At 50.8% G+C, this 20,748-nt stretch carries 19 protein-coding genes and 1 pseudogene; 11 read left to right on the top strand and 9 right to left on the bottom strand.

The window, feature by feature from the left end; all coding sequences use genetic code 11:
• Positions 1-50: 50 nt before the first annotated feature.
• The 5 genes and pseudogenes from mobQ to EBB54_RS11530 form a co-directional block, all read right to left on the bottom strand.
• Positions 51-1,643: a MobQ family relaxase gene (gene mobQ, locus EBB54_RS11555; protein ID WP_125127539.1), complete on the bottom strand. Its 1,593-nt coding sequence runs from the start codon at positions 1,641-1,643 to the stop codon at positions 51-53.
• A gap of 174 nt (positions 1,644-1,817) precedes the next feature.
• A complete protein-coding gene (locus EBB54_RS11550) occupies positions 1,818-2,399 on the bottom strand; it encodes a GNAT family N-acetyltransferase (RefSeq protein ID WP_330554479.1) in 582 nt (193 codons plus the stop codon).
• Positions 2,400-2,640: 241 nt separating this feature from the next.
• On the bottom strand, positions 2,641-2,940 hold the full coding sequence (locus EBB54_RS11540) for a DUF3847 domain-containing protein (protein WP_170178091.1): 300 nt from the start codon (positions 2,938-2,940) through the stop codon (positions 2,641-2,643).
• Positions 2,933-3,272: pseudogene (locus EBB54_RS11535) on the bottom strand (DeoR family transcriptional regulator). The gene EBB54_RS11540 and the pseudogene EBB54_RS11535 overlap by 8 nt, the downstream one beginning before the upstream one ends.
• A complete protein-coding gene (locus EBB54_RS11530; RefSeq protein ID WP_125127535.1) occupies positions 3,273-3,458 on the bottom strand; it encodes a hypothetical protein in 186 nt (61 codons plus the stop codon). It lies immediately after the preceding pseudogene.
• 532 nt (positions 3,459-3,990) lie between these two features.
• Between EBB54_RS11530 and EBB54_RS11520 the strand changes: the two genes are divergently transcribed.
• Complete coding sequence (locus tag EBB54_RS11520) at positions 3,991-4,812, top strand: helix-turn-helix domain-containing protein (RefSeq protein WP_125127534.1); 822 nt, start codon at positions 3,991-3,993, stop codon at positions 4,810-4,812.
• A 44-nt stretch (positions 4,813-4,856) separates the two neighbouring features.
• Here EBB54_RS11520 and EBB54_RS11515 read toward each other — a convergent pair whose 3' ends face one another.
• Genes EBB54_RS11515 through EBB54_RS11505 form a run of 3 tightly spaced genes read right to left on the bottom strand, consistent with a single transcriptional unit; the run spans position 4,857 to position 6,319 of the window.
• The gene (locus tag EBB54_RS11515; protein WP_125127533.1) at positions 4,857-5,621 is read right to left on the bottom strand and encodes an MBL fold metallo-hydrolase; all 765 of its coding nucleotides are present in this window, start codon (positions 5,619-5,621) and stop codon (positions 4,857-4,859) included.
• Positions 5,622-5,656: 35 nt separating this feature from the next.
• Positions 5,657-6,076, bottom strand: coding sequence for a nuclear transport factor 2 family protein (locus EBB54_RS11510; protein ID WP_125127532.1), 420 nt, complete (start codon positions 6,074-6,076; stop codon positions 5,657-5,659).
• 18 nt (positions 6,077-6,094) lie between these two features.
• Positions 6,095-6,319, bottom strand: coding sequence for a helix-turn-helix domain-containing protein (locus EBB54_RS11505; RefSeq protein ID WP_015536482.1), 225 nt, complete (start codon positions 6,317-6,319; stop codon positions 6,095-6,097).
• A gap of 178 nt (positions 6,320-6,497) precedes the next feature.
• Here EBB54_RS11505 and EBB54_RS31150 point away from each other — a divergent pair, with 178 nt between their 5' ends.
• Together EBB54_RS31150 and EBB54_RS31145 are read left to right on the top strand one after the other, a co-directional pair.
• Positions 6,498-7,421 (top strand): hypothetical protein, encoded by a 924-nt coding sequence (locus EBB54_RS31150; protein WP_243127630.1) that lies wholly within the window; start codon positions 6,498-6,500, stop codon positions 7,419-7,421.
• Positions 7,422-7,475: 54 nt separating this feature from the next.
• The gene (locus EBB54_RS31145; RefSeq protein ID WP_243127629.1) at positions 7,476-8,456 is read left to right on the top strand and encodes a hypothetical protein; all 981 of its coding nucleotides are present in this window, start codon (positions 7,476-7,478) and stop codon (positions 8,454-8,456) included.
• Between the two features lie 62 nt (positions 8,457-8,518).
• Here EBB54_RS31145 and aroC read toward each other — a convergent pair whose 3' ends face one another.
• Positions 8,519-9,616 (bottom strand): chorismate synthase, encoded by a 1,098-nt coding sequence (gene aroC / locus EBB54_RS11495; RefSeq protein WP_125127531.1) that lies wholly within the window; start codon positions 9,614-9,616, stop codon positions 8,519-8,521.
• Between the two features lie 211 nt (positions 9,617-9,827).
• On the opposite strand from aroC, the gene EBB54_RS11490 reads away from it, so the two are divergent.
• The 8 genes from EBB54_RS11490 to EBB54_RS11455 all read left to right on the top strand — a co-directional run bounded on the left by EBB54_RS11490 (position 9,828) and on the right by EBB54_RS11455 (position 20,668).
• The gene (locus EBB54_RS11490) at positions 9,828-12,026 is read left to right on the top strand and encodes a L,D-transpeptidase family protein (protein WP_125127530.1); all 2,199 of its coding nucleotides are present in this window, start codon (positions 9,828-9,830) and stop codon (positions 12,024-12,026) included.
• A 77-nt stretch (positions 12,027-12,103) separates the two neighbouring features.
• A complete protein-coding gene (tgt, locus tag EBB54_RS11485; protein WP_125127529.1) occupies positions 12,104-13,231 on the top strand; it encodes a tRNA guanosine(34) transglycosylase Tgt in 1,128 nt (375 codons plus the stop codon).
• Between the two features lie 124 nt (positions 13,232-13,355).
• Positions 13,356-13,670 (top strand): preprotein translocase subunit YajC, encoded by a 315-nt coding sequence (gene yajC / locus EBB54_RS11480; protein ID WP_125127528.1) that lies wholly within the window; start codon positions 13,356-13,358, stop codon positions 13,668-13,670.
• Between the two features lie 245 nt (positions 13,671-13,915).
• Positions 13,916-15,001, top strand: coding sequence for a 3-isopropylmalate dehydrogenase (gene leuB, locus EBB54_RS11475; RefSeq protein WP_125127527.1), 1,086 nt, complete (start codon positions 13,916-13,918; stop codon positions 14,999-15,001).
• Positions 15,002-15,024: 23 nt separating this feature from the next.
• On the top strand, positions 15,025-16,698 hold the full coding sequence (ilvD, locus tag EBB54_RS11470; protein WP_004080794.1) for a dihydroxy-acid dehydratase: 1,674 nt from the start codon (positions 15,025-15,027) through the stop codon (positions 16,696-16,698).
• Between the two features lie 12 nt (positions 16,699-16,710).
• A complete protein-coding gene (gene ilvB / locus EBB54_RS11465) occupies positions 16,711-18,390 on the top strand; it encodes a biosynthetic-type acetolactate synthase large subunit (protein WP_125127526.1) in 1,680 nt (559 codons plus the stop codon).
• 30 nt (positions 18,391-18,420) lie between these two features.
• Entirely contained in the window at positions 18,421-19,503 is a 1,083-nt protein-coding gene (gene serC / locus EBB54_RS11460) for a 3-phosphoserine/phosphohydroxythreonine transaminase (protein ID WP_004080790.1), read from the top strand.
• Position 19,504: 1 nt separating this feature from the next.
• A complete protein-coding gene (locus tag EBB54_RS11455) occupies positions 19,505-20,668 on the top strand; it encodes a phosphoglycerate dehydrogenase (RefSeq protein ID WP_004080788.1) in 1,164 nt (387 codons plus the stop codon).
• The last annotated feature ends 80 nt before the right edge of the window (positions 20,669-20,748 follow it).

The raw sequence follows: 20,748 nt of genomic DNA, 5'->3' as shown, positions 1-20,748 counted from the left end.
GAAAAAAGCGCCTGTCATTCTCACGATGAAAATGGCAAGCGCCTGATGGGTTAAAGTTCCATATCCTGTTTTCTCTGGGTGTGGGGCTGGTTGCGCTTCTCGGCCTGTTCCTCCCGGATACGCTGCTCCCGGCCTTTCAAGTTGCCCTGGATGGATGGCTTCTTTCCCGGCTCGGCTGTCTGCCGGTACTGCTCGGACGGCAAAACCTGATTGAGCCAGTGACGCACATCCCGCAAAATCTTCACATCCTCCTGTACTCCGGTCAACGCTTCCTTCTTGGAAGTGATATACTCCGAAAGCTGCGCCTGTTCCTCGGCCAGCTTCTTGGCGCTGTACTTTGTCCCGTCCAAATGAACCTTAAAATACCGCAGGGCGGCGTTGTAGGCGTCCAGTTCCTCCTTATGCTCGGCGGCGAATTTCTCTTTCGGCTTCGTCCATCGGATAGCGGCATATTTCGCATGAACCGGCTTGTTTGCTTCAAAGTTCCCGATGTGGAAAAGCAGCCGGTCAATCTCTTTCACACGTTTTTCCATCGGCCGGATTTCCTCACGGATGGAAACGGCCTGTGCGCTGGTTTCGTCCAGATAGGCGTCAAGGCTCTCCACGGTGGAAATCTCTTTCTGCCGCAGGAAGGCAAGGGCTTCCATGACCTTGTTGAAATCGCCAACGGTTCCTTTTAATTTCCCCTTGGAAATCCAGCCGGTGCGTTCCTCGCTCCGCTTATCCAGATACCGGGAAAGCAGTTCCGGGATGGTCGGCTCCTTCGCCTGTTCCAGCGTTTCCAGCAGCGCCGCCTTTTTCTCCTTCAGGTCGGACAGCCAGTCCTTCAGGCTGCGTACCATCTGCCGGATAGACTGCATAAGGGAATTGGCTGCTTTAATGTCCCGGTTCAGGTTGCCGATGTTGGTCTGTATGCCTTTCTTTTCCAGATAGCTGACCGCAGGCCCCATGTGGACGGTGGGGATTTTATCAATTCCCTGCCGCTCATAGGATTTCAGGTTCAGCCGTTCCGGACTGCCGACGGCTTCCAGATAGCGGTTTGCCGTGTCCTCCCATGCCTGCCGCCAGATTTCCCCGTACTTCTGGTCGTTCCAGTCCACGGTGTCCTCCTTGTGGCTTTTCCAGTTCCCGGACGGGAGCCGGATACGTTCTCCGTTCTCGTCAAGGTCATAAACCTTCCTGCTCTTGGGGAGCCATTTGCCCTGTTCGTCCATCCCCCGCATGGTAAAGAGAATGTGGGCGTGGGGGTTCCCGTCCCCCTTGTCATGGATGGCAAAGTCGGCTATCATGCCTTTGGAAACAAAAAACTCCCGGCAGTAGTCCCGGATCAGGTCGGCGTGCTGTGACCGGGGAATATCCCTCGGTATGGCAAGCACCAATCTCCGGGCAAGCTGGGAGTTCCATTGTTTTTCGATGGCTTCGGCGGCGTTCCACAAGGTGTTGCGGTCTGCGTACTCCGGCGGGGCATGGGGCGGCAGCATGATTTCCGTGTGGACGATTTCGCTTTTATGGGAATAGTATTTCTGCTTCTGGTCGTACTCAGAAAACAGCCGTTCCCCGCTTTGGTAGGCGGCGGCAGCGACAGCAGACTGGCGCTTGCTCCGCTGGACAATTCTCAAGTCAAAGTGCGGGCATGGTGGCATGATGGGGTGTGACCTCCTTTCTCCCGGCGTCCGGGCAAAGAAAAAGCAGGAAACCGTTTCTGATTTCCTGCTCGGTGGTGCCGCCGGTGGGCGGCTGGTATTCAGTTTTGAAAGTTCGGGTCAATGTGGCCCGATGATGGATAGCTCGATAAACTGGATTTGATGAAAGAGAGTCTATATTGAAATCCAGTATCGTTGGATAATTCCACTTTCACTAAGTCCTACTGTATCAGGGATTTCTTTTTCCAACACGCCACCATTTCTTACAATCGTTTTTTGTGATGCTTCATTCTTTTTATCACATGTTAGTAAAACTTTGCTTTCCCCAAACTCATGACAGATAGGTAAAATCAATCTTAACATTTCGGACGCATAACCTTTCTGCCGTTCCGATGGACGAACACTATATCCGATATTACCACCAAAATTAAAGAGAAAGTCGGATAATGGGTGTCGAAAATCAATCATGCCAATAACATAGTTATCTTTTTTTCGTATAGCCAAAAACACTTCTGATGGAACATATCCGTCCTTATATTTTGCTTTTAATCTTGCTTCAAAATCAATCCATTCCTCAAATGATTGTACATTTTCAAGACCAGCACAACCGTCAAAACTATCTCCATTTTGTGACATTTCTTCTTTATATGACATAACTTGGTCTGCATATTGTTTAGACGGTCTGACTAACAATATTTTACACATCTTACTTCTCCCCCAAAATTCCAATTTGTCGCTGTCTTTATTATACTTCACTCATTCGGAAAAGTATAGCCGCCTTTTTGCTAAACTTGCTGGACGGGAACAGCTTGCAGCGCAAGGTGTTTCCGGGCGGCAAGTCCACAAAGGGGTAGCTGGCGTAAGCCAGCGTAGGGGAAGTGTAGCTTCCCCTGTGAGGATTGGCAGAAGCGGGAACGCTGCGGAAAATCCTCCGCTGTCCGCAGGACGCCCCCGGCAGGGCGCAACGCACCGGCTCGACCGGTGTATAGTTGCGCCCTTACTCCGTAAGGGGTTCCCCGGCTACCCTCCGTTTCACGCTTTCCGCAACAGCTTCTTTCATGCCACTTTGGGAAAATACCAGTTTCAGAATGTCCATCACATCATCGTCCGTCAGCACTTCCGGCCTTATCAGGAAACTTTCCAGCATAGCCCCTCTGGTACAGAGCCGGTGCGTCCGTTCCTTTCGGGTAAGTTGTTTTATCTGGCGTACCAGTATCTTTTCTTCGTGCTGCGCCCGTCGCAGTCTGGCTTCGCTTTGGGCAAGCTCACGGTTGAGCTTTTCCAGCTTTTCATTCATCACGGCAGCCCTCCTTTTTGGGGAGCAGCGTGTAAATGGTTCGGTTCTCCCACACCCCGGCGCACCCGTAGGATCAGTCCGGCGTCCTCCAATTCTTTCAAGGAACGCTTGACGGTCACGGAGCAGCGGGACAAGGCCGCTGCCAGCTCCACAATGGGGAAACGGACAAACAGTATCCCGTTGGTATCCTCCGCACCTTCCGCAAGAGTGGCGTCCAGCAGGCGGGCATACATGACCTTTGCGGTACTGCTGACCGGCAGCCGCAGCATGGCGGTGGGTAGTGGCATACAGGGCGGCAGAACGGTGTCTGCGGTCATAAATTCAAATTCCATTTAGTCGGGTTTCTCCTTTCGCTTGGCTCGTTTGGACAGATAATGGGGACAGTCGATCACGACAGCCCGGAAGCTCTGTTTGCACTCATGCTGACACTTCCGGCACAGGTCGTTGTAGGCCACACGCCCCCGGTCATTGAGGAAGAAGGAAAGCTCCAACTTCCGTTTCTTGCTCATTCTCGGCATGGTGCCTCCTATCATAGAAAATCCGCCCATTTCAGCCGCAACGGTAGAGATGGACGGATAGCGGTTTTTGGTGTCATGTTTCGGGGCGATTTTCAAGGAAAATACGGCCATAGAGCCGCTTTGAAAAGCCCCATAGTATCACGGACAGGGCAGACTACGCCCTTCCGATTTGTCGTGTTTGGGTAGCGTTTTGGTGTCAGTTCTGCCGGGTTTCCCTGATGTCGTTCCTGCCCCTGAATCTCACAGCGGCGTTTTGTTCCCGTTGGTACGCTCGCTGCGGTCAAGGTTCCTCCAACTCCTTGCCGCAGGTCGTTGCGCTACATCGCCGGGGAGCATATCCCATCAGGCCGGTCGTTCGATTGGAATAATCCATCGATGAACTGACTTAATCATAGCTCATTTTTGACCCCCTTCCCGTATGTCCAGAAAATAGGAATACCGCCCCAAAATCGAAAATTTCCACGATTTCGGAACGGTATGGTATAATGCTCATATAGACTTGAAAACCACATGGGAAGGGAGTGGCAAACCGATGAAAGACCGTGTTTCGTTGCAGGAACGCTTGAAAGATTTACGGGTGGAAAAGGGCTTAAAGCTGGAAGAATTGGCGGAAAAGACCGGCATTTCAAAATCTGCTTTGGCCAGCTATGAAAATGAAGAAAACGGGAATAAAGAAATCAATCACGGCAACCTTATCACACTGGCAGACTTTTATCAGGTGTCCATTGACTATCTGTTTTGCCGGACAGAAAACCGGGAGCAGATCAACACCCCGCTGTCTGAATTGCATTTGACCGATGAAGCCGTAGCGCTTTTGAAAAGCGGACGAATCAATACCCGGCTGCTGTGCGAGATGATGTCCCACGAAAAATTTGCGGAACTGATGGCTGACGCAGAAATCTATGTGGATGGAATGGCTACCATGCGGTTCCATGACATCAACAGTGCGCTGGCTGCTGTCCGGGCAATGATACTGGAAGAACATCCCGAAGCCGCCGCAGACCGTTCCCTGAAAATTCTGGAAGCCGGTCAGATAGAGGAAGAAGATTTTTTCTGCCATGTGACACATAAAACATGGGACGCTATCCTTCACGATATACGCAAAGCCCATGAAAACGACATGGAAAGTACGCCGGATACTACGCCTGCCGATGAGCTGATAAAGGAAGTCCGAAAGGCCATGCAATCCACCGGCGATAGGGTACAGGAATTTCTGGAAATCTTCTGTAAGGCGTTCCAGCTGAAATACAAGCGGCTCACAGACGAGGAAAGAACGACCCTGAAAAGGCTGTTCAAAAGGTCGCCGCTGATTAAAAATTCCGGGATTAACTTCCGACGCAGGCCGTGGAAGTAGGAAACAGCCGTTGCGGGATTGGCTCCTGCAACGGCAGCTTTGAATCATATATGAATTTGGAAATCCCGAAACTCAAACAATCCATTTCCCTGTTTGAGTTTTCCAGCTCTCGATAATTCTGCAAATCCGGCTTCAATGTCAGCTATCAAAGAAACAGGAATATCCAACTGGTGGTGTCCGGGCAGAACTTTTTTTATTTTGTATTTCTGTATCCGCCTTATGGATTGATAGAATAACTGCGGGTCGGTAGTTGGGTAAAATGCATCAAGGCTTCCCTTGTATATCAAATCCCCGGAATACAAATAGTTTCGTTTTGGTTCGTAAAAACAACAATGTCCCGGAGAATGTCCCGGCGTGTGAATAACCTGAATTTCTCGCTCGCCTAAATTTAAAAAATCGCCATCATGTAAGATTCTTTGTGGCATACCTTGAAAAATCTGATAAGCGTTAATATCAAAATCCTTTGGGAAATCACAAGGAAGCCTTGTCAAATTATTCTTCACAACTTGCAACGGTATCGGAAACCTGACTGATAACCAGTCCTTTTCCTCTTCATGTACGGCGATATTATCAAAATACTTATGCCCGCCAATGTGATCCCAATGAACATGAGTAGTAACTGCCATAACAGGCAGCTCTGTTAGACTGTCCACAATTTTTCTGATGTTGGAAACGCCTAAGCCTGTATCAATGAGAATAGCGCATTTTTCTCCACATAATAGATAGCAATGTGTTTCTTCCCAGTGTTTGTATTCGCTAATAGAGAATGTATCACGGTCTATTTGCTCAATGGTAAACCAATTATCCATTCTGCATAATTACCTCCAACAACTAAATTTCCCGGCTAAAACCACTTTGCGTTTTCATCTCTGAAATGTGGTATAGTGCCATCTTTATAAGGGTCATATCGATTTTCATTGCAACCAAATTCTTTTAAGAGGGCAATCTTGTCATCTGGTGTCCATTCAATCAGTGATATTCCATCAAACGCTTCTACATTACCGTCGTCCATTTTATTCTTAAAATACCATTCAATGATAGTCTGATTGTCTTTATGGAAAAACTGTTTGATGTCCCATTGTAAGACGGTTCCCCGGGTATTCCATTCCTCAAACCAAAGTATTATCTTCTTTATTCCGTGATATTCCGGCCCCCAGCTTTCAATATAGATGGCATTATTTGAAAAAATATCGGATATACCTAAATCTTTCTTTGTAAGCCACATATCAAACCAAAGTCTGATAATTCTTTCTCTATTGTCCATTTCGCAGAACCTTCCTTGTTAATTTGATATTTCAGCTTCTTCGTCATGCTCTAATTCAATCACATTCAAAATTCCACAGTTCAATGCTTTGCAGATACGCAGTAGTGTTTCCATACTGATATGCTTTCCCTTGCCCATGTTGGCAATCATATTGGTGGTCAGACCGGCGGACAGCCGCAAGTCCTCTTTCCTCATGCCACGCTCTTTCAAAGTGTCCCATAGCGGTTGATAGCTGATGTGCATAGGCTCCCGCCTCTCTTTCCATCGTCAAATGTTCTGTACCCATTATAGCAGAAATCTTGCGTTTCCACAATATTTCTTGACCGCACCGCCGGTTCCGTCTGGATTGTGCTTTTCCTTTCTTCACTTTTATTACATTTAATTAGCCATAAGCTGGTTAACATCAGGAGAAGAGGAGCCGGTGTTCAGCTTCCTGGATCTTCTGGAGATTACGCAGAAGCAGGAACATGCTGAAGAAGTCATAGATTTGATTGCCGATAAAGTGTCGGAATTAACAATAAAAATAGAAACGGAAAGAAGCATGGTAGAGCATATTGTTCTGCCTACCTATCGATACATCGAACAACTGCTGGATATGTATGCAAGCCCTGAAAGTCTTGCACTTAGCTACAATAAAAAATACATTTTGGCTGAGGTGTTATCCAAATTGGGCGAAAAAATGAATGCGGAACTGGTATTGGTCGATCTGAGGGCGGGCTTAAGTGAGTTTTCCGCGCCGTTGTTATTTGATCCGCGGGTGAAAAAATTTTTAGTAACTTCGACATCCTACCAGTCTGTAAAGGGAACAGAGATTTTACTGCATCAGTTGAGCAAAGGTCTCCCCTTAAATGAAAATTCCAAGATTCCGGAAATTTTACTGACAATGGGACAGGAAAATATCAATACAACCGACATTGTCAGCGGATTGACAGCCGTCTATGATAAGTATGTTTCAGAGGGCAACGTATCTATAACGGATGATCAGTTAACAAGGGATGATGTGATCAAGCGGATTCATTCGTTTGCAGAAAAACAGATTACTGCGGAAGGAAACGGAGCATTGAAGGTGCTCATGACTGATCCGGTTCAAAACCTCATCCGGAAATATAAAAACAGTATCCCAAATACGGTGATCATGGGAGCAAAGGGTTCAGGAAAAACCTTTTTATACAGAGAGATTTTAAGAAATCAGTTCTGGGAAAAATTTATAATAAATATGGACAAGCAAAATTCAGGCGGAACAGAAATGTATCCATCGTCCGTGCTGACAGTTCCTCTGCTTGCTTCTGGGAATGCAGGAGAATTTTATGAAATTTTAGAAAATACGATACAAAATTATAATTGATTTTACTTAAAAGGAAAGATACAAAATTCGGTTTATCTGGACAACAGAGATGTATTGCTGCAGCATATCAGGAAAGAATATGATCCGCTGCAATGGAAAGATATTTGGAGAGAAATGATCCTGAACTCAATGGGCGGTTCTTATCAGTCGCTTGAAGAACTGGAAGAAGATTTGAGCAGTCAAGGGCTAAAAGTCGTATTTATGATTGATGGCCTGGAAGAAATTTTTTCACAGACCGTAACATCAAAAACCGAAAAAAATGCAGTAGTATCACTTTGCAGGGATATGCTGAATGAAATAAAAATCAAATATCAAAATTTCGGTTTGATGGTATTTTTGAGAAAAGATATGGCAAGGGATGCGATTACAATTAATTTTGAGCAATTTAATTCTTTGTACCATTCATTGGAATTGCGATGGTCCAGTACGGAAGCATTAAGGCTGGCAGTTTGGCTGGTAGACCAGGCTGTTCCTGATTTTTATAAGGAAGAAGCTGCAATTGAGATGGCTCCGAGGGAAGTGATTGATCGTACGCTTCATAAACTTTGGGGAGTGAAATTAGGAAAACCCACGTCAAACGAAGCAAATTCATCAAGATGGATTTTGGCGGCATTATCAGATTTTAATGGACAACTGCAGGCCAGGGATATAATCAGATTTTTAGAAAAGTCTACGGTAAATATGGGGAAAGATATTTATCATGACAGATATTTGATGCCGGTGGAAATAAAGAAAGCAGTTTCGGATTGTTCTGTTGAAAAAATAAGTGAGATAAGACAAGAAATAAAAGCGCTTGAGCCAATCCTGGATAAATTGGAAAATGCTCCGGCTGAGAAAAAAATTCTGCCATTCCATAACGATACATTTCATCTTTCCCAGACGGAAGAAAAAGTGATGAAGCAAGAAGGCTATTTAAGAGTAGAAAATGATAAATACTATCTGCCGGAAATAATCCGACATGCTTTGAAATTTAGATATGAAAGGGGATCAAGACCAAAAGTATTATCTCTATTATTAAAAAAAGGGGTGGATTAATACCAGTTCATTTGTTTTTTATTGTATGTAGCTGTTTTTTCATCAGCTACATACAATGAAAATCACAGATACAGCTTCCTAAGATGCTCCATCCTGCTGCCCATATTCTGCAGCAGCAGATCCACCAGCGTCAGCGCGGCCATGGATTCCACCACCACCACGGCGCGGGGCACAATGATGGGGTCATGCCGTCCGTGGATCACAAGCTCCGTGTCCTCCCCATTTTCCGTGACCGTCTGCTGGGGCTGGGCGATGGAAGGGGTCGGTTTTACGGAGGCCCGCATGACCAGCGTATCTCCGTCGCTCATACCGCCCAGGATGCCGCCGGCATGGTTTGTTTTTTTCTTTACCGTTCCGTTCTCCATAAAGAACGCATCGTTGTTCTGGCTTCCGTTCAGGCGCGCAGCTTTGATTCCGTCTCCAAATTCCACCGCTTTCACCGCGCCGATGGAAAGGAGGGCTTTTCCAAGACAGGCGTCCAGCTTTTCAAAGACCGGTTCTCCGATCCCGGCAGGCAGTCCGGCGACACGGCATTCGATGACCCCGCCGCAGGAATCCAGGTTTTTCATCATGGCTTCCAGATAGGAAGATGCTTCTGCTGCCCGCTGATTGCTGGGCATATAGAGTTTGTTCTGAAAAATTTCTTCAAAACGGTATTCCTCTTCCGGGACTTCTACCGGGCCTACGGCCTTGGCATAGGTGGTCAAAACCACGCCCAGTTCCCTTAAAATATGGGAGGCAACGGCTCCGCCGGCAACCCGCCCGATGGTTTCCCGTCCCGAGGAACGTCCGCCGCCCCGGTAATCCCGAAATCCATATTTTTGTGTATAAGTATAGTCGGCATGTCCCGGACGGTACACGGAGGCAATGTTTCCATAGTCCCTGGAGCGCTGGTCCTGGTTGCGCACCAGCAGGGAGATGGAGGTGCCGGTGGTGCGGCCCTCAAAGGTGCCGGAGAGGATCTCGACCTGGTCGCTTTCCTGCCGCTTGGTCGTAAACCTGCTCTGTCCGGGCTTTCTTCTGTCCAGAAAAGCCTGAATATCCTCGGCTTCCAGGGGAAGACCGGCGGGGCAGCCGTCGATGACAGCGCCGATGGCCGCGCCGTGGGACTCTCCCCAGGTTGTGATACGAAATCTATTTCCAAATGTAGAACCACTCATGTTAAAATCTCCTTTCGATCATGGATAGGGTGTCCAGAATATATGCAATTTATGTGAACGGCTATCCATATTATATAGGAAGAAACTCTGCGGTGCAATCACAAATAGGGAAGCTTTCATGATTTTGTGCTGTACATTCCGGTTTTTTCGTTATATAATAAATTCTGGATGCTTATATGTTTGTACATGTTTTATAGGGGAGAAGTATCAGATGAGCAAAAATGCCAAAGATCTAAACGATGATTTTTACTCAGGAGAAGAGATAAATTACGAGGATTACTATCTGGATGACGAAGACGAATATCTGGATGAAGATGAAGATATACATGGTAATATGAGAGAAAGCATCAGAGAACATAGAGGAGGACCGGACAAGGCGCCGATCGATCCGAATCCTGTAAAAAAGACATCGGAAAAACATCCGGAGGATTCGGATATCGGAAAGGCAGCGGAACAATATCCGTCAGGCCCGGAAGGGAAAAGGGAGGGAGCGGATATTCCATATCAGGCATCAGGCACCAATACGCAGAATTTGGAGGTTCGGGATCAGAAAGATATGAAAAAAGAAATCAATAAAAATCCAGACAAAAAGAGGGAGGAACCGGTGAAGAGGGACACTGGAAAGATAAAAAACGGCCCGGAAAAATCCGGAACGCAAAAAAGCGGCGCCGTGAAACAAGAAGCACCGAAAGCCGGCGCCGGAAAGAAGGAAGCGCCGAAAACCAGCACCGGAAAGAAGGAAGCGCCGAAGGACCTTGCCGGAAAGAAGGAAGTGCCGAAAGCCAATGCCGTGAAAAAAGAAGCTCCAAAAGGCGCTGCGGAAAAGCCGGGACCAAAGAGCGGCCCAGAAAGAACCGGGGCATCCAAAAGCACCCCGGGAAAAGCCGGGGCAAAGAAAACTGATCCGGGAAAACCTGGTGTCCAGAAAAACGGGGGCAAAAGGCCGGGAACAAGGAAAAGTTCCGGCAATCCTGCAAAAGCAACCGGTTCGGGAAGAAGGCAGAAAAAATCCGGATTACCGGTCGCACTGATCACGGTGGGGGTGTTTATCGGCGTATGTGCCGCGGCTTATATCGGAGTTTCCGTATATTTTATGAGCCATTTTTATATGAATACGGAGATCAACGGCCATGATTTTTCCAGGCAGACAGTGGAGGATGTGAAGGAATACATCCAGCAGCAGGTAAAGGGATACAGCCTGACGATCCGGGAAAAGGACAACAAGACAGACACCATCAGCGGTGCGGAGATTTCGCTGGAATATAAAGAAAATCAGGATATTGAAAATGTCCTCAAGAATCAGAACGCGTTTCTCTGGCCCCAGGCATTTTTTGTGAAAAATTCCTCCAAGGCTACGGTGGAGGTATCTTACGACCGGGATGCTCTGGAGAAGAAGATCCATAATCTGCAGGCAGTCAAGGCAGAGCAGACTCCGCCCACATCCGCGTATCCCAAATTTAATGGGACAGAGTATGAGGTGGAGCCTGAAGTGACGGGGACGGAAGTGAATCAGGACCTGCTCCGCGAAAAGATCCATCAGTATATTTCCGAATTTCAGCCGGAACTGGATATGGTGGCGGAAAACTGCTATGCCCTGCCGAAATATACGTCCGAGTCAGGGGATGTGCGGGCAGCCTGCAACGAGATGAACGAGTACTTAAAGGCAAGCATTACATATTCCATGGACCAGCCTGTGGTCGTCGATAAGACGCTGATCTCCAACTGGGTGTCTGCGGATGAGAATATGAAGGTGACCTTCGACGAGGCGGCCGTGCGCGAATGGCTGAGAGAATTTGGAAAGCAGTATGACACGGTGGGTAAGACCCGGACGATCACATCCCCCTGGGGAAAGACCGTGGAAGTATCCGGCGGTACTTACGGATGGTCGGTGGACGAGGACGCCGAGTTCCCGGCGCTGGTCGAGAGCATCAAGAAGGGGGAAGTGGTGACCAGGGAACCCATCTACGTTCCGGGCCAGACGGCGGCTTCACGAGGTCCTCAGGACTGGGGCAACACCTATGCGGAGGTGGATCTGTCCGGCCAGCATATGTGGTTTATCGTGGACGGCGCGATTGCACTGGAGACCGATGTGGTAACGGGCGTTCCCAATCCGGCGAGAGAGACGCCCAGCGGCGTATACAGCATTCTGGAAAAGGAATTAAATTCTACGCTGGTGGGTGAGATTGACCCGGCAACAGGGCAGCCGGAATACCGGACGCCGGTTGCATATTGGATGCGTGTGACCTGGAGCGGGATCGGATTCCATGACGCCAACTGGCAGCCGGCATTCGGCGGTTCCCTGTATGCCACCGGAGCGGGATCCCACGGCTGTATCAATATGCCTGTTGACCAGGCGGGGGCTTTGTATAATATGATGCCGGTGGGGACGCCTGTGATCATTCACTATTAAGCGCCGCAAAAAAAACAAGAGATTATGAAACGGGCGAACACAAAGCGCTGTCCGCCTGTTTTCTGAAAGAGGGAAAGATGTATCAATTATTAAAAACAGAAGGGATGGCGAAACGGGGGCGTTTCGTCACCGTCCATGGAACAATCGAGACTCCGGTATTCATGAATGTAGGGACTGCGGCGGCCATCAAGGGCGCGGTCTCTACTGATGACCTGCGTCAGATCAGAACCCAGGTGGAGCTGTCCAATACGTACCATCTGCATGTCCGTCCCGGAGACCAGGTGGTAAGGCAGATGGGCGGGCTGCACCGGTTTATGAACTGGGACAGGCCGATCCTGACAGACTCCGGCGGATTCCAGGTGTTTTCGCTGGCAGGCTTAAGAAAGATCAAGGAGGAAGGAGTTCACTTCCAATCCCACATTGACGGACGGAAGATCTTCATGGGCCCAGAGGAAAGCATGCAGATCCAGTCCAATCTGGCCTCCACCATTGCAATGGCATTTGACGAATGCCCCTCCAGCGTGGCGGATCGGGCATATATGGAGGCTTCCGTATCCAGAACCTACCGCTGGCTGAAGCGCTGCAAGGTGGAGATGGACCGGCTGAATGCGCTGCCGGATACGATCAACCGCAAGCAGATGCTGTTCGGCATCAATCAGGGAGGGATCTACGAGGATATCCGCATGGAGCATGCCAGGCAGATTACGGAGCTTGATCTGGACGGCTACGCCATCGGCGGCCTGGCGGTGGGAGAGAGCCATGAGGAAATGTACCGGATACTGGAAGCCGTGGTTCCCCTGCTCCCGAAGGATCGTCCCGTCTATCTGATGGGCGTGGGGACGCCTGCCAATATACTGGAGGCGGTGGATCGGGGTGTGGATTTCTTCGACTGCGTGTACCCCTCACGGAACGGGCGGCACGGGCACGTCTATACCGACCAGGGAAAGCTGAATCTGTTCAACGCAAAATATGAGACCGACCCAGGCCCCATAGAGGAAGGATGCCAGTGCCCGGCGTGCAGAAGCTACAGCCGCGCCTACATCCGGCATCTTTTAAAGGCGAAAGAGATGCTGGGGATGCGCCTCTGCGTCCTGCACAACCTCTATTTTTACAACACCATGATGGAGGAGATCCGGGAGGCAATCGAGGCCGGAACGTATCATGAATACAAAAAAAGGAAGCTTGCAGGGATTCTGGAACAATGATGAATAATCATAGAAAATGGAAAATTAGTCTTGAAGAATCCGTTTTTTTTGTGTATGATAACTATATTGTGTCGGAAGAGGAACCGGCATTTATAAGAATTTCTACAAAGCAGGAGGAAATAGGATGAATGGAATATTAGCTGCAAATGAGGCGGCGGGACCGGCAGGATTGGGCGGTATTTTTGTTATGTATGCGGTAGTGATCGGTGTGTTCTGGTTCTTTTTGATGCGTCCGCAGAAAAAAGAACAGAAAAGGATCCAGGGAATGCTGGCTACCATGGAGATCGGGGATACCGTGCTGACTACCAGCGGATTTTACGGAGTCATCATTGACATTTCAGACGATGCAGTCATCGTAGAATTTGGAAGCAATAAGAACTGCAGGATTCCCATGCAGAAGTCTGCCATCGCCCAGCTTGAGAAGCCGGGTGCGGAGTGATGCCGCAAGCTGGCAGGATCGGGGCGTGCCTGGACCGAGATCCAGGGCGGACAGATACAGACATCAAAAGACCGGACGGCAGAGCCCTCCGGTTTCTTTTTTTTACAAAAAACAGCTTTTTTTGTGGATATTTACAGTAACTGGCATTACTTTCCGCTTTATATTTTGCAGCCGAAAGGGTTGAAACAGCCGAAAAAATGCTGTATGATAACAAATAGCATTTTTATACGGAAGGAAGATGGAATATGAAATTAAATATCGGTGTGATTAAAGGCGATGGAATCGGGCCGGAGATCGTGACGGAGGCAATGAAGGTTCTGGACAGGACGGGAGAAGTATACGGGCATGAGATGCACTATACGCAGCTTTTGATGGGCGGGGCATCCATTGATGTACACGGAGTGCCGCTGACGGACGAGACGGTCCAACTGGCAAGATCCAGCGACGCCGTATTGATGGGTTCCATCGGAGGCGACGCGAAGACGTCCCCCTGGTATCAGTTGGAGCCGTCCAGGAGGCCGGAGGCAGGGCTTCTCAGAATCCGGAAGGAACTGAATCTGTTTGCCAACCTTCGCCCGGCGGTACTGTATGAGGAGTTAAAAGGGGCATGCCCTTTGAAGGAAGAGATCACCCAGGGCGGATTTGATATGATGATCATGCGGGAACTCACCGGAGGGCTGTATTTCGGGGCCCGCGCCACAGAGGAAAAGGATGGTGTCCTGACCGCATGGGATACCCTTACATACAATGAACAAGAGATCCGCAGGATTGCGAAGCGCGGATTTGACATCGCCATGAAGCGGCGTAAAAAGGTGACCAGCGTGGACAAAGCCAATGTGCTGGATTCCTCCCGGCTGTGGAGAAAGGTCGTGGAAGAGGTGGCCGCGGATTATCCGGAGGTGATCCTGGAGCACATGCTGGTGGACAACTGCGCCATGCAGCTTGTCAAAGACCCGAAGCAGTTTGATGTGATCCTGACGGAGAACATGTTCGGGGATATCCTCTCCGATGAGGCCAGCATGGTGACCGGCTCCATCGGGATGCTGGCGTCCGCAAGCCTGAACGAGAGCCGGTTCGGACTCTACGAGCCAAGCGGCGGTTCTGCGCCGGACATTGCGGGAAAGGGAATCGCAAATCCCATTGCGACCATACTTTCCGCCGCCATGATGCTGCGCTTTTCCTTTGACCTGGACAGGGAAGCGGATGCAATCGAGCAGGCGGTCGCGCAGGTATTGAAAGAGGGATACCGTACTATAGATATCATGTCGGAAGGCAAGACGCAGATCGGCACCGCGAAGATGGGCGACCTGATCTGCGGATATATCAGATGAGCAGAGAAAGGAAGGATACGAAGATGAGAAGTGATACCGTAACAAAAGGGGTAGGGCAGGCGCCCCACCGCTCCCTGTTTAACGCGCTTGGATATACGAAGGAAGAACTGGAGAGGCCGCTGGTGGGGGTGGTCAGCTCCTACAACGAGATCGTGCCGGGACATATGAACCTGGATAAGATCACGGAGGCGGTGAAGCTGGGGGTATCCATGGCAGGAGGGACTCCCATCATGGTTCCGGCCATCGCGGTCTGCGACGGGATTGCCATGGGGCATATCGGGATGAAGTATTCCCTGGTGACCAGGGATCTGATCGCGGACTCCACGGAAGCGCTGGCAATGGCGCATCAGTTTGACGCATTGGTGATGATCCCCAACTGCGATAAAAACGTACCCGGACTTCTGATGGCGGCGGCCAGGATCAACGTGCCCACGATCTTTGTCAGCGGCGGCCCCATGCTTGCGGGACATGTCAAAGGGCAGAAGCGGAGCCTTTCCAGCATGTTCGAGGCAGTCGGTTCCTATGCGGCAGGCACCATGACCGAGGAGGAAGTCTGCGAATTTGAGAACAATGTGTGCCCCACCTGCGGTTCCTGCTCCGGCATGTATACGGCCAACAGCATGAACTGCCTGACGGAAGTGCTGGGCATGGGCCTTCCCGGAAACGGAACCATCCCGGCAGTATTTTCCGAGCGTATCCGTCTTGCCAAGCATGCGGGAATGCAGGTGATGGAACTGGTAAAGCGTGACATCCGTCCGCGGGACATCATGACAGAGAAGGCGGTCTTAAACGCGCTGACCGTGGATATGGCATTGGGATGTTCCACCAACAGCATGCTCCATCTGCCGGCCATTGCCCATGAGATCGGCATGGATTTTGAGATTGATTTTGCAAACGGGATTAGCGCCAAGACGCCGAACCTGTGCCACTTGGCCCCGGCAGGCCCCACCTACATGGAGGATCTCAACGAAGCCGGAGGAGTCAGCGCGGTGATGAACGAGCTGAATAAAAAGAATCTGCTGCATACGGACTGTATGACCGTAACCGGAAAAACACTGGGCGAAAACATCTCCGGATGCGTCAACCGGAATCCGGAGGTCATCCGTCCCGTGGATCATCCCTACAGCGAGACCGGCGGACTTGCCGTCTTAAAAGGGAACCTGGCGCCTGACGGAAGCGTGGTAAAACGTTCCGCAGTGGTGGAGGAAATGCTGGTTCACGAAGGTCCTGCAAGGGTATTCGAGTGCGAGGAGGACGCCATCGCGGCGATCCGGGGCGGAAAGATCCACTCCGGGGACGTTGTGGTCATCCGCTATGAAGGCCCCAAGGGCGGACCCGGAATGCGGGAGATGCTCAACCCCACCTCCGCCATTGCCGGCATGGGACTGGGATCTACCGTGGCCCTGATCACGGACGGCCGGTTCAGCGGAGCCTCCAGAGGGGCTTCCATCGGGCACGTATCCCCGGAAGCGGCGGTGGGCGGCCCCATTGCCCTGGTGGAAGAGGGCGACCGGATCAGGATCAATATCCCTGAGCTGAGTTTGGAACTGGATGTCTCAGAGGAAGAATTGGCTTTGCGGAAATCCAGATGGCAGCCCAAGGAACCCAATGTCAAGACCGGATATCTGGCAAGATATGCATCCATGGTGACCTCCGGCAACCGGGGAGCGATCCTGGAAATTCCGAAGAAGAATTAGGAGGTGCCGGGAATGTATTTGACAGGAGCAGACATTGTGATCGAATGCCTGAAGGAACAGGGCGTGGATATGGTGTTCGGATATCCGGGCGGCGCGATCTTAAATGTATATGACGCATTATATCAGCATAGTGATGAAATAAAGCATATCCTTACCTCCCACGAGCAGGGGGCGGCCCATGCCGCGGACGGGTATGCCCGCGCCACAGGCAAAGTAGGGGTCTGCTTTGCGACAAGCGGCCCGGGAGCCACCAACCTGGTGACCGGTATCGCCACCGCCTATATGGATTCCATTCCCATCGTGGCCATCACCTGCAATGTAGGGGTGTCCCTCCTTGGAAAGGACAGCTTCCAGGAGGTGGACATTACCGGGATCACCATGCCCATTACGAAGCACAATTACATCGTAAAGGATGTGGACAGTCTGGCAGGGACCATCCGGAAGGCGTTTCAGATTGCCCGGTCCGGCCGGCCCGGCCCGGTGCTCATCGACATCCCAAAGGATGTGACGGCCAACAAGGCGGAGTACATAAAGGAAGAGATCCGGCCCTTTATGCCGGACGGGGAACAGATCCTGGAGGAGGAGATCGACCGGGCGGTGGCCATGATTGAGGAGGCAGAGCAGCCCTATATATTTGTGGGCGGAGGTGCCGTGCTCTCCGACGCCAGCGAAGAGCTGATGGAATTTGTGAAGAAAGTGGATGCGCCGGTGACCGATTCCCTGATGGGAAAAGGCGCCTTTCCGGGAACCGATGAACGGTATACGGGGATGCTGGGTATGCACGGGACCAAGACCTCCAACTTCGGGGTCAGCGAGTGCGACCTTTTGATTGTATTGGGTGCCCGCTTCAGCGACCGTGTCACAGGCAATACACAGACTTTCGCAAAGCATGCGAAGATCCTGCAGTTTGACGTAGATCCTGCGGAGATGAATAAAAACGTACTGATTACCGCCGGGGTGACGGGCGATATCCGGGAAGCGCTGAAAAAAGTGAACCGGAAGCTTTCCCGGCAGTCCCACCCGGATTGGATGGAAAAGATCCGGGAATACAAGCAGCAGTACCCCATGAAATATCATCCGGAAGGGCTGACCGGCCCCTTTGTGGTGGAGGAGATCTACCGTCAGACCAAAGGGGATGCGCTGATCGTCACTGAGGTGGGGCAGCATCAGATGTGGGCGGCCCAGTATTACCGCTATTCCAGGCCAAGGACATTTTTGACCTCCGGGGGCCTGGGCACCATGGGCTACGGACTGGGAGCATCCTTGGGAGCCAAGATGGGCTGTCCGGAAAAAACAGTGGTCAATATTGCGGGAGACGGATGTTTCCGGATGAATATGAATGAGATCGCAACGGCGGCGCGGTACCAGATCCCGGTGGTTGAGGTGGTGATCAACAACCATGTGCTGGGTATGGTACGCCAGTGGCAGAACCTGTTCTACGGACAGAGGTATTCCGCCACCGTCCTCAATGACGGCGTGGATTTTGCGAAGCTGGCGGAGGCTATGGGGGCTGTCGGCGTCCGTGTCACCACACAGGAGGAATTTCGGAAGGCGTTTGCAGACGCGCTGAAATCTGACCAGCCTGTACTGATCGACTGCCAGATCGATTCCGACGACAAAGTGTGGCCCATGGTCGCACCTGGTGCTGCGATCAGCGACGCCTTTGATGAGGACGATCTGAAAAACAAGTAAACTGTGGATAAGACTAGGAGGAATGAAAAAATGGGCAGAGTTTATAACTTTTCAGCAGGGCCGGCCGTGCTGCCGGAGGAAGTGCTTCGGGAAGCGGCAGACGAGATGATGGATTACCAGGGGACAGGCATGTCCGTGATGGAGATGAGCCACCGGTCCAAAGCCTATGACGAGATCATAAAAGGCGCGGAGGCGGATCTGCGGGAGCTGATGGGGATTCCGGACAATTATAAAGTATTGTTTCTGCAGGGCGGCGCTTCCCAGCAGTTTGCCATGATCCCCATGAACCTGATGAAGAACCGGTCCGCGGATTATATCATTACCGGACAGTGGGCGAAAAAGGCGGCCCAGGAAGCGGAAAAGTACGGAAAAGTCAACCGGATCGCTTCCTCCGAGGATCAGACCTTTTCCTATATTCCGGACTGCTCTGACCTTCCGGTTTCCGAGGATGCGGATTATGTGTATATCTGTGAAAACAATACGATCTACGGAACCAAGTTTCAGACCCTTCCGGATACAAAGGGGAAGACCCTGGTAGCGGACGTTTCCTCCTGTTTCTTATCTGAACCGATCGACGTAGCCAAATACGGGATCGTGTACGGCGGAGTCCAGAAAAACATCGGGCCGGCGGGCGTGGTGATCGTGATCATCAGGGAGGATCTGATCACCGAGGACGTCCTGCCCGGGACCCCCACCATGCTGACCTACAAGACCCATGCGGATGCAAAGTCGCTGTACAATACGCCGCCGGCTTACGGGATTTATATCTGCGGCAAAGTGTTCAAGTGGCTCAAAAAGATGGGCGGCCTGAAAGTGATGAAGGAGCGCAATGAAAAGAAGGCGAAGCTGCTTTATGATTTTCTTGATCAAAGCAAGCTGTTCAAAGGAACCGTTGCGGCGAAGGACCGTTCTCTGATGAATGTCCCCTTTGTGACCGGGGACGCGGATCTGGACGCAAAATTTGTAAAAGAAGCCAAAGCGGCGGGGCTGGAAAACCTTAAGGGACACCGGAGTGTGGGCGGTATGCGCGCAAGCATTTACAATGCGATGCCCTATGAAGGAGTGGAAGCGCTGGTTGCATTTATGAAGAAGTTTGAAGAGGAGAATCTGTAAGATGTATAAATATCATTGCCTGAATCCAATTGCACCTGTCGGCATCGAAAGATTTGACGAGAACTACGTCAGGGTGGAAAGCCCGGAAGAGGCAGATGCGATCCTCGTCCGCAGCGCATCCATGCATGAGATGGAGTTTGGAAAAGACTTAAAAGCGGTTGCCCGGGCAGGGGCCGGAGTGAACAATATACCGTTGGAGAAATGCGCGGAAAAGGGAATCGTCGTATTCAATACCCCCGGCGCCAATGCCAACGGGGTGAAGGAGTTAGTCCTGGCAGGGATGCTTTTGGCAGCCCGGGATATCATCGGCGGCATCAACTGGGTGCAGGAGCACGAAGAGGACGGGGATCTGGCCAAGGAAGCGGAGAAAGCAAAAAAAGCCTTTGCCGGAAGAGAGCTGGACGGCAAGAAGTTAGGAGTCATCGGCCTGGGCGCCATCGGTGTGCGGGTGGCCAACACCGCCACCCATCTGGGGATGGACGTCTACGGGTACGATCCGTATGTGTCCGTGGATGCCGCATGGCAGCTTTCCAGGAATATCCACCATGCAAAGACCGTAGATGAGCTCTACAAGGAGTGCGACTATATTTCGATCCATGTGCCCGCCCTGGACAGCACCAAGGGCATGATCAACCGGGAGGCCATCAGCCTGATGAAAAAGGGCGTCACCATCCTGAATTTTGCCCGGGATGTGCTGGTGGACAGCGAGGCCATCGTGGATGGGCTGCTTTCCGGTTCGGTGAAGCGGTATGTAACCGATTTTCCGACCCCGGAGATCGCGGGAGTGAAGGGGGCCATCGTGATTCCCCATCTGGGAGCGTCCACCGAGGAATCCGAGGATAACTGCGCGAAGATGGCTGCCAAGGCGCTGCGGGATTATCTGGAAAACGGAAATATTTCCCATTCCGTGAATTATCCGGACTGCAATATGGGATCCAAGGAAGAGGGAAGCCGGGTTACCATCCTGCACCGGAATATCCCAAATATGTTGGGACAATTTACCTCGCTTCTTGCGAAGGAAAATATGAATATCACATTGATGACCAATAAAAGCAAAAAAGCATATGCATATACCATGATTGATGTAGATGCGGAGATTTCAGGAAATGTAGTGAAAAGGCTGGAAGACATCGAAGGAGTGTTAAAGGTCCGGGTGATTGTCTGACGCAGAACCCGGCCGGTTTTCTGCCGTTGATACGAACATATTCAGTCAGGCTTTCTGTCCCAGTTCGCGGTCGGTCAGGC

Origin of the sequence: Schaedlerella arabinosiphila, from assembly GCF_003885045.1 — a bacterium.
Lineage (GTDB): Bacteria > Bacillota > Clostridia > Lachnospirales > Lachnospiraceae > Schaedlerella > Schaedlerella arabinosiphila.
Note: the sequence above shows the minus strand (reverse complement) of the source record. Positions and strands in the feature narration are given on the sequence as shown.

What these genes read in the sequence shown, in the direction of transcription:
- mobQ (WP_125127539.1), bottom strand. Translation starts at nt 1,643, where the DNA reads ATGCCACCATGCCCGCACTTTGACTTGAGAATTGTCCAGCGGAGCAAG.
- EBB54_RS11540 (WP_170178091.1), bottom strand. Translation starts at nt 2,940, where the DNA reads ATGAATGAAAAGCTGGAAAAGCTCAACCGTGAGCTTGCCCAAAGCGAA.
- EBB54_RS11530 (WP_125127535.1), bottom strand. Translation starts at nt 3,458, where the DNA reads ATGCCGAGAATGAGCAAGAAACGGAAGTTGGAGCTTTCCTTCTTCCTC.
- EBB54_RS11520 (WP_125127534.1), top strand. Translation starts at nt 3,991, where the DNA reads ATGAAAGACCGTGTTTCGTTGCAGGAACGCTTGAAAGATTTACGGGTG.
- EBB54_RS11515 (WP_125127533.1), bottom strand. Translation starts at nt 5,621, where the DNA reads ATGGATAATTGGTTTACCATTGAGCAAATAGACCGTGATACATTCTCT.
- EBB54_RS11510 (WP_125127532.1), bottom strand. Translation starts at nt 6,076, where the DNA reads ATGGACAATAGAGAAAGAATTATCAGACTTTGGTTTGATATGTGGCTT.
- EBB54_RS11505 (WP_015536482.1), bottom strand. Translation starts at nt 6,319, where the DNA reads ATGCACATCAGCTATCAACCGCTATGGGACACTTTGAAAGAGCGTGGC.
- aroC (WP_125127531.1), bottom strand. Translation starts at nt 9,616, where the DNA reads ATGAGTGGTTCTACATTTGGAAATAGATTTCGTATCACAACCTGGGGA.
- EBB54_RS11490 (WP_125127530.1), top strand. Translation starts at nt 9,828, where the DNA reads ATGAGCAAAAATGCCAAAGATCTAAACGATGATTTTTACTCAGGAGAA.
- tgt (WP_125127529.1), top strand. Translation starts at nt 12,104, where the DNA reads ATGTATCAATTATTAAAAACAGAAGGGATGGCGAAACGGGGGCGTTTC.
- yajC (WP_125127528.1), top strand. Translation starts at nt 13,356, where the DNA reads ATGAATGGAATATTAGCTGCAAATGAGGCGGCGGGACCGGCAGGATTG.
- leuB (WP_125127527.1), top strand. Translation starts at nt 13,916, where the DNA reads ATGAAATTAAATATCGGTGTGATTAAAGGCGATGGAATCGGGCCGGAG.
- ilvD (WP_004080794.1), top strand. Translation starts at nt 15,025, where the DNA reads ATGAGAAGTGATACCGTAACAAAAGGGGTAGGGCAGGCGCCCCACCGC.
- ilvB (WP_125127526.1), top strand. Translation starts at nt 16,711, where the DNA reads ATGTATTTGACAGGAGCAGACATTGTGATCGAATGCCTGAAGGAACAG.
- serC (WP_004080790.1), top strand. Translation starts at nt 18,421, where the DNA reads ATGGGCAGAGTTTATAACTTTTCAGCAGGGCCGGCCGTGCTGCCGGAG.
- EBB54_RS11455 (WP_004080788.1), top strand. Translation starts at nt 19,505, where the DNA reads ATGTATAAATATCATTGCCTGAATCCAATTGCACCTGTCGGCATCGAA.